10 protein-coding genes are annotated in these 15,400 nt (G+C 66.1%); all 10 read left to right on the top strand.

Annotation, left to right across the window (positions count from 1 at the left end; all coding sequences use genetic code 11):
• The first annotated feature begins 142 nt into the window (after nt 1-142).
• A complete protein-coding gene (glpX, locus tag DESUT3_RS06490) occupies nt 143-1,099 on the top strand; it encodes a class II fructose-bisphosphatase (protein WP_221251608.1) in 957 nt (318 codons plus the stop codon).
• Between the two features lie 110 nt (nt 1,100-1,209).
• Entirely contained in the window at nt 1,210-2,037 is an 828-nt protein-coding gene (locus tag DESUT3_RS06485) for a cytidylate kinase family protein (protein WP_221251607.1), read from the top strand.
• A gap of 250 nt (nt 2,038-2,287) precedes the next feature.
• On the top strand, nt 2,288-3,034 hold the full coding sequence (locus DESUT3_RS06480; protein WP_221251606.1) for a YebC/PmpR family DNA-binding transcriptional regulator: 747 nt from the start codon (nt 2,288-2,290) through the stop codon (nt 3,032-3,034).
• Between the two features lie 64 nt (nt 3,035-3,098).
• Nucleotides 3,099-3,605, top strand: a complete 507-nt coding sequence (ruvC, locus tag DESUT3_RS06475; protein ID WP_221251605.1) for a crossover junction endodeoxyribonuclease RuvC — start codon at nt 3,099-3,101, stop codon at nt 3,603-3,605.
• A 57-nt stretch (nt 3,606-3,662) separates the two neighbouring features.
• A complete protein-coding gene (gene ruvA, locus DESUT3_RS06470) occupies nt 3,663-4,265 on the top strand; it encodes a Holliday junction branch migration protein RuvA (RefSeq protein WP_221251604.1) in 603 nt (200 codons plus the stop codon).
• 55 nt (nt 4,266-4,320) lie between these two features.
• Nucleotides 4,321-5,346 carry a Holliday junction branch migration DNA helicase RuvB gene (ruvB, locus tag DESUT3_RS06465; RefSeq protein ID WP_221251603.1) on the top strand — a complete coding sequence of 342 codons (1,026 nt, stop codon included), beginning with the start codon at nt 4,321-4,323 and terminating at the stop codon, nt 5,344-5,346.
• 32 nt (nt 5,347-5,378) lie between these two features.
• A complete protein-coding gene (locus tag DESUT3_RS06460; protein ID WP_221251602.1) occupies nt 5,379-6,710 on the top strand; it encodes a diguanylate cyclase in 1,332 nt (443 codons plus the stop codon).
• The gene (locus tag DESUT3_RS06455; protein ID WP_221251601.1) at nt 6,707-7,057 is read left to right on the top strand and encodes a hypothetical protein; all 351 of its coding nucleotides are present in this window, start codon (nt 6,707-6,709) and stop codon (nt 7,055-7,057) included. Before DESUT3_RS06460 ends, DESUT3_RS06455 begins: the two co-directional genes overlap by 4 nt.
• A gap of 267 nt (nt 7,058-7,324) precedes the next feature.
• Nucleotides 7,325-9,676, top strand: a complete 2,352-nt coding sequence (locus tag DESUT3_RS06450) for a hypothetical protein (RefSeq protein ID WP_221251600.1) — start codon at nt 7,325-7,327, stop codon at nt 9,674-9,676.
• A gap of 34 nt (nt 9,677-9,710) precedes the next feature.
• A complete protein-coding gene (uvrA, locus tag DESUT3_RS21200) occupies nt 9,711-15,314 on the top strand; it encodes an excinuclease ABC subunit UvrA (RefSeq protein ID WP_221251599.1) in 5,604 nt (1,867 codons plus the stop codon).
• The last annotated feature ends 86 nt before the right edge of the window (nt 15,315-15,400 follow it).

Raw genomic sequence — 15,400 nt, 5'->3', positions numbered from 1 at the left:
CATTATATGCAAATTTGCATATACTTTCACCCCAAAACTTGTCTTTCCCCTGGTTTCATGCCATGATACCGGCCATTCAGTTACGGCCCGGACTCCAGGATTGCGGGTTCGCGGCTACCCGACTTAAAGGAGGACTTCACACATGGATCGCAACCTGGCACTGGAACTGGTCAGGGTCACCGAAGCAGCAGCCCTGGCCTGTGGCCGTTGGGTCGGCAAGGGAAACAAGAACGCAGCCGACGAGGCGGCCACCAATGCCATGCGCCGTACGCTGGATTCCATCGAGATCAACGGAATCGTGGTCATCGGCGAGGGGGAGATGGACGAAGCCCCGATGCTCTATATCGGCGAAAAAGTCGGCAACGGCAACGAGGGGACCGAAGTCGACATCGCCGTCGACCCGCTGGAGGGGACCAACATCTGCGCCAAGGGGATGAACGGTTCGATCGCCACCATCGCCCTGGCGCCGCGCGGGGGCTTTCTTCACGCCCCGGACATGTACATGGAGAAAATCGCCGTAGGCCCTTCGGCCCGGGGGGCGATCGATATCAACGCCTCGCCCGCCACCAACCTGAAACGGGTGGCCGAGGCGAAAAAATGTTACGTCGAGGACCTCACCGTGGTTATCCTGGAGCGGCCTCGGCACGACAAGATGGTCAACGAGATCCGCAAGGCCGGCGCCCGGATTCACCTGATCAGCGACGGCGACGTAGCCCCGGCCATCGCTGCGGCCGTCGAGGGCAGCGGCGTCGACCTGCTGATGGGGATCGGCGGAGCACCCGAAGGGGTCCTGGCGGCAGCGGCCCTTAAATGCATGGGCGGGGAGATGCAGGGGCGCCTGGTCTTCATGAGCAACGAGGAACGCGACCGGGCCCGCACCATGGGGATCGAGGATTTCGATCGCGTCTACGCGACCGAGGACATGGCCCGCGGCGACGTCTTTTTTGCCGCTACCGGCGTCACCAACGGCGATCTGCTTCGCGGGGTCCGCTATTTTTCGGGCGGTGCCGATACCCACTCCATCGTCATGCGCTCGAAAAGCCGCACGGTGCGCTTCATCGAGGCAAAACACTTCTTCGACCACAAGCCGATTTACTGACCCCGCCTCCCGCCGAGGGGCCGAATCGGAATTAACTCTTTTCAAGCTGCGCAAAGCTTGTTAGAATTGATTCCGTTTCTGTTGCAATATTACATGGATAGGGGAGAGATATGGCCATCATCACCATCTCGCGGGAAATGGGCAGCGCAGGCATTCCCATTGCGCACAAGGCTGCGGAAAAACTGGGTTATACCCTGGTTGACGGCGAAGCGATCCGCAAGGTTGCCCCCGATTACGGGCTGACGCCCGAGGCGTTGGAGAAAGCCGACGAAAAGCCGCCGGCCTTCGTGGAAAAGCTCGACGAGCAGATCGAGGTCGATCTGCACCAGATCGAGCTGATCGTTCTGGAATACGCGCTCAAGGGGAACGTGATCATCTACGGGCGCGGCGGTCAGGACCTTCTGAAGGGGGTCAGCCACATATTCCGGGTGCGCATCATCGCCCCCTTCGAAGAGCGCGTCGAACGCTGGGCCGAACGGGAATGGCTCGACCCCGACCTGGCCAGGACCCTGGTCCGCAAGAGCGACCAGCAGCGGGCAGGGTTCATCAAGTACTATTTCGACCGCGACTGGGCCGACCCGCTGCACTACGATCTGATTATCAACACCTCGCGCATCAACGAAGACACCGCGGTCAAGCTCATCTGCGACGGGGTCAAGGATCCCAACCTGGTCGAGCAGAAGGGGGCCTCGAAAAAGGTCCTCGCCGACCTGATCATCCGCAAGAAGGCCGAGATCGCCATCCTCTCCTCCCATGACCTCGACGGCCATCACCTGGAAATCAAGGTCAAGGACGGGGTAGTCACCCTCTCCGGGCACATCCACGGCCAGGATGAACACGATGCCGCCATCAACCTGGTCAAGGGGCTTGAGGGGGTCAAGAAGATCAACGATCAGCTCAGGGTCATCGAATATCGCAATTATCCAAGGGAGCACTGAAGGCTCCGGTGAAAACAGCCGTTCAGACACAGAGCCGGCCCGCGAGGGTCGGCTTTTCTGTGCCGACAGGCCAACTTTCGCGCGCTTCCACTCGCCGGCATCCTCCGCTCGCAGGCCGACAGGATTCCCCTGCCCGTAAACCGGCGGGGGCCGCCTCCCGGGCGGGGAAAGGCCTTGTCGGACACCATTTTTTCATGCTAGGATTGAACGGTTTTCCGCCACACAGAAATACCTCAAGGAGCAGAGACAGATGGCAGGACACAGCAAATGGGCCAACATCAAACACCGCAAGGGCGCCCAGGACGCCAAGCGGGGCAAGATATTCACCAAACTGATCAAGGAGATCACCGTCGCGGCCAAGATCGGCGGCGGCGACCTCGACTCCAACCCCCGCCTGCGCACCGCGGTTGACAAGGCCAAGGGCGAGAACATGCCCAAGGACAACATCGACCGGGCCATCAAGAAGGGGACCGGCGACCTGGAGGGGGTCAACTACGAGGAGGGAACCTTCGAGGGCTACGGTCCCGGCGGGGTGGCGATCATCGTCGAGTTCATGACCGACAACCGCACCCGCACCGTGGCCGACGTCCGGCACATCTTCACCAAGCACAACGGCAACCTCGGGGTCAGCGGCTCGGTCGCCTTCCTGTTCGACCGCAAGGGGCTGATCGCCTTCAGCACCGACAGCGATTTCGAGGCGATTTTCGAAGCGGCTCTGGAAGCCGGCGCCGAGGACGTCAAGGACGAGGGGGATGCCTACGAGGTCATCACCGACCCGGCGGATTTCATCGACGTCCGCGAGGCCCTCGCGGCCAAGGGGCTTAAATGGGAAACCGCCGAAGTCACCATGCTCCCCCAGAACATGGTCCAGCTCGAAGGCAAGCAGGCCGAGCAGATGCTCAAGATGATGGACAAGCTCGAGGACAACGACGACGTCCAGAACGTCTACGCCAACTTCGACATCTCCGACGAGGAGATCGAAAAGGTGATGGGGTAAAACCAGTGACCTGTGAACAGTGATCAGTTTTTTCACTGTCCACTGTCCACTGCCCACTGAATTTATGCGGATTCTCGGAATCGACCCCGGCAGTCGGATAACCGGCTACGGGGTAATCGAAAAACAGGGCAACCGCCTGATCCACATCGACAACGGGGCCATATTCACCCGCAGCGATGCCGATCTGGCCGACCGCCTCAAGCTGATCCACGACGGGCTCTGCCGGGTGATCGCCGACTACGCCCCGGAGGCGGTGGCGGTGGAAAGCATCTTCGTCGCCAAGAACGCCCTTTCGGCTCTCAAGCTCGGCCATGCCCGCGGCGCCGCCCTGCTGGTGGGGGTGAACCATGGGCTGCCGGTCCACGAATACTCCGCCCTGCAGGTAAAAAACGCCGTGGTCGGCTACGGCAAGGCGGCCAAGCAGCAGGTTCAACAGATGGTCAAGGTCCTGATGAACCTGCCCGAGATCGCCCAGGAGGACGCCTCCGACGCCCTCGCCGTCGCCATCTGCCACGCCCACAGCGCCGGCCTCAGCAATCGGCTCGAACAAGCACTGGCAAAAAAGCGATGATTTTTGCAGTGGCTTTTCACCAATCACTAATCACTCATTACTGATCACTGGTTTTCCATGATTGCCCTGCTCACCGGCGAGATCGCCTACAAATCCATCGACCATTTGATCGTCGACGTCGGCGGGGTGGGCTACCGCGTCGTGATCCCCCTGTCGACCTTCTATTCCCTGCCCGAAACAGGCAAGGTCCGCCTGCACGTGCACACCCACGTCAAAGAGGACGCGATCCAGCTCTTCGGGTTTCTGACCCCGGGCGAGAAGGAGATGTTCGGCCTGCTCATCGGCGTCTCGGGGGTTGGCCCGAAGCTGGCGGTCAACATCCTCTCCAACATCCCTTCCGATGAGTTGATGGCGGCGCTGGCCGAGGGGAACATCAAGCGGCTCTCGGCGATCCCCGGCATCGGGAAGAAGACCGCCGAGCGCCTGGTGCTCGAGCTCAAGGAAAAAATCGGCAAACTCGGCCTGGCCCCCTCCGCGGGAGCCCGCAAAGCCGCCCCCGCTCAGGCTCCGGCCAACGCCCTTGACGACACCCTGTCGGCCCTGCTCAACCTGGGCTACAAGGAAAACCAGGCGAAAAAAGTCCTCGAGGCCATGGAGATCCCCGCCGACACCCCCGTGGAAGAGATCCTCAAGGGAGCCCTGAAAGTGCTGGCCAAATAAATCCTGTTCGACGTTCCCTGTTGAACGCAAAGACCTCGAACCTCGAACGAGTCTTATGTCCGATCGCATGATTACCGCCGGCACAACCGGTGACGACGATAGCTACGAGACCAGTCTGCGCCCGCGCAGCCTGGTCGAGTACATCGGCCAGGCCAAGGCCAAGGAGAACCTCGAGGTCTTCATCGCCGCGGCCCGCAACCGCGCCGAGGCCCTGGACCACGTGCTTTTCTACGGCCCGCCGGGGCTCGGCAAGACCACCCTGGCCAACATCATCGCCAACGAGATGGGGGTGGGCATCAAGAGCACCTCGGGGCCGGTCATCGAGAAGACCGGTGACCTGGCGGCGATCCTTACCAACCTCGAGGCCGGGGACGTGCTGTTCATCGACGAGATCCACCGCCTCTCGCCGGTGGTGGAAGAGATCCTCTACCCGGCCATGGAGGACTATCAGCTCGACATCATCATCGGCCAAGGCCCCTCGGCGCGCACCATCAAGCTCGACATCCCCCGCTTCACCCTGGTGGGGGCCACCACCCGTGCCGGGTTGCTCTCCTCCCCCTTGCGCGATCGCTTCGGGGTCATGTCGCGGCTCGAGTTCTACACCCCGGAAGAACTTGCCACCATTGTCCGCCGCAGCTCCGGCATCCTCGGCGTGCCCATCGAAACCGAGGGCGCCCTGGAGATCGCCCGCCGCAGCCGCGGCACCCCCCGCATTGCCAATCGCTTGCTGCGCCGGGTGCGGGATTTTGCCCAGGTCAAAGCCAACGGGACCATCACCGCCGCCGTGGCCGACCGGGCCCTGGAGCGTCTGGAGGTGGATCGGTGCGGCTTTGACCACATGGACCGGCAGATCCTGCTGACCATCATCGACAAGTTTTCCGGCGGCCCCGTCGGCCTGGAGACCCTGGCCGCCGCGGTAGGCGAGGAAAAAGACACCATCGAGGATGTCATCGAGCCCTATCTGCTGCAGCAGGGCTACCTCAACCGCACCCCGCGAGGGCGGACGGCAACCCCCCTGGCCTACCGCCACTTTCACCGGCTGCCGGCCGAACCAGGGTCGGAAGGCGGGCTTTTCTCCTGAGCAGCGGGGCTGCCCGCCGGCGCAATGGAATCATGGGCCGACCATCACGACTGACCGTCACCCACAAAATCGCCCTCAGCTATCTGCTGCTGGCTCTGTTCGGAGCCTTGGCGATCCTCTATGCCCTGGCCTGCCTCGGCGAGCAGACCGACAGGACCGAAGCGCTGGTTGCCGGCGACTTCGCCGCCCTGGGCATTGCCCGCGATCTGCGCCAGAATCTGTTGTCCCAGGAGCGGGTGGAAAGACAGTTTCTGCTGCTCAAGGACCCGGCGCTGCGCGAACTGCTCGTCCGCCGCGGTGAAGAGTTCGCGGACAACTGGGATAGATTGAGCCGGCTCCCCCTGCAGGGAGGGCTCCCCGATTCGCTTCACCTTGCCGTCACCGAATACCGCTTGATCCTCGACGGGGAGCTCGCCGCCCCCAAGCAGCCCCCCCCTGGGAACAGCGAGGCGGGTAAAAGTGCCCTGATTGCCAGCATCGACGGGCTGATCGGCGCCTTAGATACGTTTCTGGCCGAACGTGGTGCGCACATCGACCAAAGCCTCCAGGAGCTGACTCGAAGGAGCGCCGAAGCGTTTCATCGGGCCATTTTTTTTGCGCTGCTGGGGCTGGCCCTGGGTACCCCCGTCGCCCTGTCGGTCATCTTCTATATTCACCGCTCCGTCTCCGGGCTGATCTCCGCCACCCGCGAGATTGCAGCGGGCAGTTTCGACTACCAGATCGGCAACAGCTCCCGGGATGAGTTCGGCCAGCTCGCCCGGGCCTTCGGGGAGATGGGGATAAAGCTGCGGGAACTGGACCAGCTGCATCTTGACGCCAACCCCCTGACCCGGCTTCCGGGCAACCTGGCCATCGACCAGGAGATGTCCCGGCGCCTGGGCGCCGGCAGCCCCTTCGCCCAGGTCTACATTGACCTGGACAACTTCAAGGCCTACAATGACCGCTACGGTTATCAGGCCGGCAGCGACGTGATCAACCGGGTAGGCCGAATGATCAACAGCCTGGTGAAGGAAATCGGGGCCCCGGACGACTTGGTCGGCCACGTGGGGGGGGATGACTACGTGGTCATCACCACCACCGAACGGGCCGAGATGCTGGCACCTGGCCTGGTTGAGGCGTTCGACCGGCTGGCTCCCGAATTCTACTCGGCGGAAGACCGCCAGGCGGGTTCCTTTGTGGCCCACGACCGCTACGGTGTGGAGCGGCAATTCCCCCTGATGACCATCTCGGTCGCGGTGGTCTGCACCGACAACCTGAGCCATCCCTCACCTGAGGCGATCAGCCGGGAAAGCGCCAAATTGAAAAAATACCTCAAGGACAAACCGGGGAGCAATTTTCTCTTCGACAGGCGCGACAAGCGATGATCCGGAGGGGTGTTTACCTGCTGCTCCTGCTCGGCTCCCTGTGCGGCTGCGGAGTTGTGCTGCCATACGATGAAGCCCTGTTCCGCCAGGGGCTCGACCAGTTGCCGGCCTCGCAGCTCCCCCAGCCCTTCGTGGAACTGCAGCGCAGCTACCCGCAAAGCCCCTGGGCCCGGCGGGCAAAAAGCATCGCCAGCATCCTGGAACAGTCGCAAAAACAGCAGGCCGACCTTAAACAGCTGCAAAAGGTCAATGACCGGTGTCGGAGTGAGCGGGATCGGTTGGACCAACAGATTCGGCGTCTCAAGGAACTGACCATTGAAATGGAATTGAAGGACTCCCCGCGCTGACCGGCCGCCAGCCCCGCAAAGCCGCATAAAATCGTTGGCGCCGGTCACTATCTGTGTTAACGTTTTCGGCCATGGGGGGAGTTACGCACTAGCCCTGCTGAGTCACCCCCTGGGCCGTCGTCGTGGCGGCCCTTTATCTTTTTGCTGCATCCGTGAACTCTGGCCTGGCCTTAGCCAAGCCATTGACCTGCGAATTCAAATATTGTCCCGGGGAGCATCCTGAATATCAGGCCGGCTCCGATTCCCCTCCGCCCGCCGCTGATTTGCATGGACCAGAACACTCTTAAGCTTTTCACCGGACAACTGGCACATTGGGCCGAAGCGGCCATCGAAGAAGGCCGGCTCCCCTTCCGCAAGGTTGAGACCTTCCCGCCCCTGTGGACCGAGGGGGGGATCCAGGCCCCGCCGCTGGTCTTCTGGATCAACCGGGACAGTTTCATGGCCGGCGGGGTGTTGCTGGTGCCGGAGCGGCAATCCCAGGAGGTCACCGATGCCGGGTGCCAGTGCGCTCGGGCCCTGGGTCTGCAGCACTTTGTCACCTGGTCGGACCGCGAGATCGTATTTTGGGAGGACCATCCCCAGGGCGTGGTTCGCGGCAAGAGCCTGGCTCTGCCGGCAGCGGAGGAAGCCTCGCCGGTCATTTTCCGCGAATCCCTGGTCCGGGTGCTCGAGGAGCTGAAGCTTCTGTCGGTGCTCGGTGCCGTCCCTCCGAATGCCCTTTCGGCCCATTTTCTGGGCAACCTGTTCAAGGGCACGCTGCTTTCCGCCGTCCCCTACCTCGATGAAGCCTACCGCGTCGCCCTGGGGGAAAACCGCCTGGAAAGCGAAGCCGGGGACGCCCACCTGCTGGCCAGCGGCAAGGGGCACCTGACCCTGCTGCGCATGCTCGCCCTGCTGCTCTTCGACCGCCTGCCTGCAGCGGTCCAGCCCGAGGGACTCGAGCGGGCCATGCACTTTGCCCTCGACACACTGCCCGAGGGACTCCGAGATGCGCTTTCCCCGGGGCGCCATGAACTGCCCCTGCCGGCGGAGAGCGCGGTACGCTTCCACCACCTGTTCCGCCGGTTGATCCAGCTGCGCCTCGGCGACAACCGCGAGCGGTTCCGGCAAACCCTGGACTTGCTGCTGCTGCACGAGGGACCTGGCCTTGGAGGATTTCCCCTGCCGGAGCAGGAGCGGCCGGCACCGGCGCCCCTGCTGTTGGTCAATCCGGACCGACTCCCCGGGGAAACCGGGCAGGAGCTCATGGTTTCCGCCCCCCAGCCCCTTCTGGGGTACCTCGCCCTGCTGCGCAGCACGCGCCAGGAGCCACCCTTGCTGGCGCAGGCATTCTCCCCGCTGACCATGGTCACGCCGCCCGAAGCCCGGGGGATTGTCGGCGCCCTGGGCGACGAGACCATTCCGCCGCCCAGGCAGCGCCAGGCCCTGACCGCCCAGCTGCGCAATTCCTGGCCGACCCGCAGGTTTCCGCTGCGCCCGCAGACCCCGCGCTGGGTCTGGGAGTTCATTCACCTGCTGGGCTTGGGGGCCGAGGGGAGCCTGTTCTACCTGCGGATACCGGCCGGCTGGCTGACCGCCGATTTCGGCGAACCGCTCTTCGAGCTGCTTCGCGAGGAGTTTCAGCTGCTAAGGATCGCCGCCGATCAGTCGGGCAGCACGACCCTGCATCTGGTCAAGGGACCATCCGGCGCCCCCCCCTGCCATGTCGATGGTCCCGGCGGCCCCAGGGAGCTCTCCGCGCAACGCCTGGCAGCCGGGCCACGCAGCCTGCTCCCCCTGGCCCTGGAACTTTCCGCCGAACTGTTCAAGCTGCTCGAGGATGGGCTCCTGGCCATGCCGATAGAAAACGGCTGGCCGAAAAACCTGGACCGGGAGGCCTTCCTGTTCAGCCGTACGACCCTGGGTCGCCATCTCTGGAAAGTGGTCAGCGGTGGGGCGCCCCTGCCCCAGCGCAGCTACCTGGAGCGCGAAGCGCTGAGATGGGGATGGCCGCTGCCGCCCCGGGAAATCCTTGCCAACCTGCGGCAGTTCGAGTGGCGGGATGGAGAACCGGCACCGGGCGCCGCGCAACTCGACCGGGAAATCGCCCCCTGGATCGGCCAGGAGGTCCCCGTGGAGACCGCTGCTGTCTCGCGCTCGCGCAAACGCAGCCAGGAGCGCGCCCAGGAGCAGCCCCAGGACGACCCGGCCGGGGAGATTGCGGCACAGGTTTTTGTCGACGGGCTGCCGAAATTTCCCGATCATTACCTGTATGACTATTACCGGCCACGCATGGTCGACTTTCGCATTGCCGGCCCCTTGCGCGCCGGTGAGGAGTTCTTCGGCCGCTATACCCTCTACAACGAGCAGGGCAACGAGCTCGAAGTCGAGGGTGCGGAAACCGCCCGGGCGCTGGTATTATGTTCCCATGGGGAACGCAGGGGGGGCTTCTCCATGCCCGCCGAGCGCAAGGTGGTCGCGGAGATTCTCGAACGCTACCTCGAGGATCTGCGCCAGTTGCGCCGGGCCTTGGTACGCCTGGCACATAAACGGGTAGCCAACCCCCGGGCTGCAGCCGCCATGGTGGAAAGGATCTGGGAAAGCCAACCGCTGCCCCCCTGGCCCCTGGTCGAAGAGTAGCCCGGCCGCAGCCCTCCAAACCCGCGGAGCTTCCATGTCCAGTCACGACAACGCCATCGTCATCAAGGGGGCTCGCCAGAACAACCTCAAGGGGTTCGACCTGGCCCTGCCGCTCGGCGAACTGATCGTGGTCACCGGCGTGAGCGGTTCGGGAAAATCCTCCCTGGCCTTCGATACGGTCTACGCCGAGGGACAGCGCCGCTACGTCGAAACCTTCTCCCCCTACGCCCGCCAGTTCCTCGACCGCATGGACAAGCCGCAGGTCGACGCCATCGAGGGGATTCCCCCGGCCATCGCCATCGACCAGACCAACCCGGTGCGCACTTCGCGCTCCACGGTCGGGACGATGACCGAACTCAACGACCACCTCAAGCTGCTGTTCGCCCGCGCCGCCCGCCTGTTCTGCCCCGGCTGCGGCCGCGAAGTGCGCCGCGACACCCCCGAGAGCATCTTCCGCGACCTGCTGGCCCGCAGCGCCGGGGACGAACCGCGCCTGCTGCTGACCTTCGCGGTGCCGGTGCCGGAGAACTTCACCGCCGAGGAGGTCAAGGGGCACCTGGCGGCCCAGGGCTACACCCGCATCCACCGCGAGGCACCGGATCTGATCGAGGTGGTGCAGGACCGGGTGCGGCTGCGCGCCCGCGACCGGGCGCGCATCGCCGAGAGCCTGGAGGCGGCCCTCAAGGTCGGCCATGGGCGGGTTGCCGTCTACCCGGTCAACGCGGCGGGGGAGCCCGGGGAGCCCTGGCGCTTTTCGGCCGACCTGCACTGCCCCGATTGCGACCTGCAGTTCGCCGACCCCGTCCCCAACCTCTTCTCCTTCAACTCCCCGGTGGGCGCCTGCGAGAGCTGCCGCGGCTTCGGCCGCACCATCGGCGTCGACTTCAACCTGGTGATCCCCGACGCGGGCAAGACCCTGGCCGAGGGGGCGGTCAAGCCCTGGCAGACCGAGAGCTTTCGCGAGTGCCAGGACGACCTGCTGCGCTATGCCGCCAAGGCGGGGATGCCCGTGGATCGCCCCTGGCGGGAGATGAGCGCCGAGCAGCAGCGCTGGGTGCTGCAGGGGGATGCAGCCTGGAAGTCCTGGGAGAGCGGCCACTGGTACGGCGTGCAGCGCTTCTTCGACTGGCTCGAGTCCAAGGCCTACAAGATGCACATTCGCGTGCTGCTCTCGCGCTACCGCTCCTACGATCTCTGCCCGGCCTGCCGGGGCGCCCGGCTCAAGCCCGAGGCCCTCTACTGGCGCCTGGGCGGCCAGGGCGACGCCGACCGGGTGCTGCCGGCCGAAAAGCGCCTGCGCCCCGGGGAAGCGGAGGGCGCCGCGATTCCCCCCGGGCTCTGCCTGCACGACGTCATGCTGCTGCCCATCGACCGCTGCCGGGCGTTTTTCGAACACCTGAAGCTCCCCGCCCCCCTCGACCAGGCCGCCGAGCTGCTGCTGGCCGAAGTGCGCGGGCGGCTGGCCTACCTGCAGGAGGTCGGGCTGGGCTACCTGACCCTCGACCGCCAGTCCCGGACCCTCTCCGGCGGGGAGGTGCAGCGCATCAACCTGACCACCGCCCTGGGCACCTCGCTGGTCAACACCCTGTTCGTCCTCGACGAGCCCTCCATCGGCCTGCACCCGCGGGACATGGGGCGGATCGTCGCCGTGCTGCGGCGGCTGCGCGATGCCGGCAACAGTCTGCTGGTGGTGGAGCACGACCCGCTGGTGATGCACGCCGCCGACCGCCTGCTCGATCTCGGCCCGGGCCCGGGCGAGCGCGGCGGCGAGGTGGTCTTCTTCGGCCCTCCCTCGCAGCTGGCCGGCGCCGAAAACTCCCTGACCGCCCAGTACCTGACCGGCAAGCGGGCGGTGCTCGCCGAACACCGGCCCACCCCCATCGGCAAGTCGCACCCGCAGCTCGAGGTGCTCGGCGCGGCGGCCCACAATCTCAAGGGGATCGACGTCGCCCTGCCCCTGAACCGCCTGGTGGTGGTGACCGGGGTCTCGGGTTCGGGCAAATCGACCCTGATCCAGGACGTTCTCTACAACGCCCTGAGCAAGGAGTTAGGCAAGCCGGCGGAGCTGCCCGGCGTCCACCGCGCCATCCGCGGCCTGGGGCTGATCGACGAGGTGACCCTGGTCGACCAGTCGGCCATCGGCAAGACCACCCGCTCCAACCCGGCCAGCTATGTCGGGGTCTTCGACGCCATCCGCAAGGCCTTCGCCGCCGAGCCCCTGGCCCGCGAGCGGGACTACACCGCCGGCACCTTCAGCTTCAACTCCGGCACCGGCCGCTGCCCCAACTGCGGCGGCAACGGCTTCGAGCACGTGGAGATGCAGTTTCTCTCCGACGTCTACCTGCGCTGCCCCGACTGCAACGGCCGCCGCTACCGCGCCGAGGTGCTCGAGGTCAAGCTGCACTCGGCCACTACCGGCGAGGCCCGCGACCTGGCCGAGGTGCTGGAGCTGACCGTCGCCGAGGCCCTCGCCTTTTTCGCCGCCAACCCGGCGGTGCTGCGCGGCCTGGAGCCGCTGGCGGCGGTGGGGCTCGACTACCTGCGGCTCGGCCAGCCGGTGCCGACCCTTTCGGGGGGCGAGGCGCAGCGCCTCAAACTGGCCGGTTACCTGGCCCAGGCCAAGGGGCGCGGCCAGGGGAAAACCCTGTTCCTGCTCGACGAGCCGACCACCGGCCTGCACTTCGAGGATATCGCCAAGCTGCTCGGCGCCTTCCGCCGCCTGCTCGCCGAGGGGCACTCGCTGGTGGTGATCGAGCACAACCTCGACGTCATCGGCGCCGCCGACTGGCTCATCGACCTCGGCCCCGAGGGGGGCGAGGCCGGCGGGGAGCTGGTCTGTACCGGCACCCCCGACCAGGTGGCCCGCCACCCCCGCAGCCACACCGGCGCCGCCCTGCGCGACTACCGCCGGGCCGCCACCCCCGGCACCGCCCGCCCGCCGGAGGCCGCGGTGCTGGTCCAGGAGGCGCCGCCGCCCCACGCCACCGACCGCATCTGCATGCACGGGGCGCGGGAGCACAACCTCAAGAACGTCGACATCTGCCTGCCCCGGGGGCGCTTCACGGTGATCACCGGCATCTCCGGCAGCGGCAAGAGCACCGTCGCCTTCGACATCCTCTTCGGCGAGGGGCAGCGCCGCTACCTCGAATCGCTCAACGCCTACGCCCGCCAGTTCGTGCAGCCTTCGGCCCGCCCCGAGGTCGACGCGGTCTTCGGCATCCCCCCCACGGTGGCCATCGAGCAGCGCACCAGCCGCGGCGGCCGCAAGAGCACCGTGGCGACCCTGACCGAGATCTACCATTTTCTGCGCCTGCTGTTCGTCAAGCTCGGCACCCAGTACTGCCACGACTGCGATCTGCCCATCGAACCGCAGACCTCCGAGATCATCCTCGAGCGCCTGTTGCGCGATTTCCGCGGCAAGACCCTGACCCTGCTGGCGCCGCTGGTGAAAGGGCGCAAGGGGTACTACACCGACCTCGCCAAGTGGGCGGCGGCCAAGGGCTTCGACCACCTGCGGGTCGACGGCCTGGCCACCCCCACCGACCCCTGGCCGCGCCTCGACCGCTTCAAGGAACACGACATCGAGCTGCCCCTCGGCGAGATCCTCGTCGCCCCGGAATCCGAGCAACAGCTGCGCGAGCTGCTGGCCCGCGCCCTCGATTTCGGCAAAGGGGTGGTGCAGGTCAGCGAGGGGGGCGCTCCGGCTCCGGCCGGCGCCAAGAAACGCGGCGGGCCGAAACGGAACCCGGCCAGGGAGGACGGCCTGCTCTTCTCCACCCGGCGAGCCTGCTCGGGGTGCGGCAAGAGCTTCGAGGAGCCCGACCCGCGGCTGTTCTCCTTCAACTCCAAACACGGCTGGTGTCCCTCCTGCTACGGCACCGGGCTGGTGCTCCCCGGCTTCGACGCCGAACAGAGCGGCGAAGAGATCTGGTGGAACGAGTGGTGGGAGGGGTCCGAACAGACCTGCCCGGTCTGCCGGGGACAGCGGCTGCGTCCCGAGGCGTTGGCGATCCGCTTCCGCGAGCGCTCCATCGCCGAGCTGACCGCCCTGCCGGTGACCGAGGCCGGCGCCTTCTTCGCCGACCTGCGCCTGGCGGGTCGCGAGGGGGAGATCGCCCGGGACATCGTCGCCGAGTTGAGCGGCCGCCTGCAGTTTCTCGCAGAGGTCGGCCTCGGCTACCTCTCCCTCGACCGCTCGGCGCCGACCCTCTCCGGCGGCGAGGCCCAGCGCATCCGCCTCGCCGCCCAGCTCGGCTCCAACCTGCGCGGGGTCTGCTACATCCTCGACGAGCCGACCATCGGCCTGCACCCGCGGGACAACCGCATGCTGCTCGACACCCTGGCCAAGCTCGAGGGCAAGGGGAACACGGTGGTGGTGGTCGAACACGACGAGGAGACCATCCGCCGCGCCGAGCACGTGGTCGATCTCGGCCCCGGCGCCGGGGCCAACGGCGGCTACCTGGTCGCCGAGGGGACGGTGGCCGAGCTGATGGCCGCCCCCGACTCGCTGACCGGGCGCTTTCTCGCCGAGCCGCTGCGTCACCCGCTGGTGGAGCGGCGCAGCGGGGAGACGCCGCTGCTGGAGATCCTCGGCGCCGGCCTGCATAACCTCAAGGGGATCGATGTCGCCTTCCCCCTGGGACGGCTGATCGGCGTCAGCGGGGTCAGCGGCAGCGGCAAGAGCACCCTGGTGCGCCAGCTGCTGCACGCCAACCTGCAGCGCCTGCTCGCCGAAAAGCGCGGCCGCGCCGGCAAGACGCCGCCGCTGCGCGGCTGCCGGGAGATCCGCGGCTGGCAGCAGGTCAAGCGTCTGCTGGAGGTCGACCAGACCCCCATCGGCAAGACCCCCCGCTCCTGCCCGGCCACCTACGTCGGCTTCTGGGACGAGATCCGCCGCCTGTTCGCCGCCACAGCCGAGGCGAAGATGCGCGGTTGGGGGCCGGGGCGCTTCTCCTTCAACGTCAAGGGGGGACGCTGCCCGGAGTGCGAGGGGCAGGGGATGAAAAAGATCGAGATGAGCTTCCTCCCCGATGTCAAGGTGGCCTGCGAGGCCTGCGGCGGAGCCCGCTTCTCCGCCGAGACCCTGATGGTGCGCTTCAAGGGCAAGAGCGTCGGCGAGGTGCTGAAGATGACCGTCAACCAGGCCACCGAGTTTTTCAGCGCCCATCGCAAGATCCACCACGCGCTGAGTCTGCTGCAGGACGTGGGGCTGGGGTACCTGACCCTGGGCCAGCAGAGTCCCACCCTCTCCGGCGGCGAGGCGCAGCGCATCAAGCTGGTCACCGAACTGGCCAAGGTGCGCCCGGACCTGGCCGAACCGCCGGCGGGAACCCTCGGCCCCAACCACGCCCTCTACATCCTCGACGAGCCGACCATCGGCCTGCACATGGCCGACGTCGAAAAACTGATCCGGGTGCTGCACCGCCTGGTGGCGGCCGGCAACACCGTGCTGGTCATCGAGCACAACCTGGACGTCATCGCCGAAGCCGACTGGCTCATCGACCTCGGCCCCGAAGGGGGCGACGGCGGCGGCCGCATCGTCGCCGAGGGGCCGCCCGAAACCCTCGCCCGGAAAAAGCGCAAATCCCACACGGCCAGGATTCTGGCGGACTTTCTGCGCGAGCGACGGACCGGGTGATGGGCCGGATCCCGTATACTTTCTTCTCCGGGTTGAATTCTCTATCCATTACGATTATGGTTAGGATTCAGGCGTAAGCCGCCCCC

The organism is Desulfuromonas versatilis, assembly GCF_019704135.1.
GTDB lineage: Bacteria > Desulfobacterota > Desulfuromonadia > Desulfuromonadales > NIT-T3 > Desulfuromonas_A > Desulfuromonas_A versatilis.
This window is presented reverse-complemented; position numbering and strand designations above follow the sequence as displayed.

Bases quoted from the DNA above. Each gene is read 5' to 3' on its own strand.
- ruvB (WP_221251603.1), top strand. From the start codon at position 4,321: ATGTCCGATCGCATGATTACCGCCGGCACAACCGGTGACGACGATAGC.
- uvrA (WP_221251599.1), top strand. From the start codon at position 9,711: ATGTCCAGTCACGACAACGCCATCGTCATCAAGGGGGCTCGCCAGAAC.
- DESUT3_RS06460 (WP_221251602.1), top strand. From the start codon at position 5,379: ATGGGCCGACCATCACGACTGACCGTCACCCACAAAATCGCCCTCAGC.
- ruvC (WP_221251605.1), top strand. From the start codon at position 3,099: ATGCGGATTCTCGGAATCGACCCCGGCAGTCGGATAACCGGCTACGGG.
- ruvA (WP_221251604.1), top strand. From the start codon at position 3,663: ATGATTGCCCTGCTCACCGGCGAGATCGCCTACAAATCCATCGACCAT.
- DESUT3_RS06455 (WP_221251601.1), top strand. From the start codon at position 6,707: ATGATCCGGAGGGGTGTTTACCTGCTGCTCCTGCTCGGCTCCCTGTGC.
- glpX (WP_221251608.1), top strand. From the start codon at position 143: ATGGATCGCAACCTGGCACTGGAACTGGTCAGGGTCACCGAAGCAGCA.
- DESUT3_RS06450 (WP_221251600.1), top strand. From the start codon at position 7,325: ATGGACCAGAACACTCTTAAGCTTTTCACCGGACAACTGGCACATTGG.
- DESUT3_RS06485 (WP_221251607.1), top strand. From the start codon at position 1,210: ATGGCCATCATCACCATCTCGCGGGAAATGGGCAGCGCAGGCATTCCC.
- DESUT3_RS06480 (WP_221251606.1), top strand. From the start codon at position 2,288: ATGGCAGGACACAGCAAATGGGCCAACATCAAACACCGCAAGGGCGCC.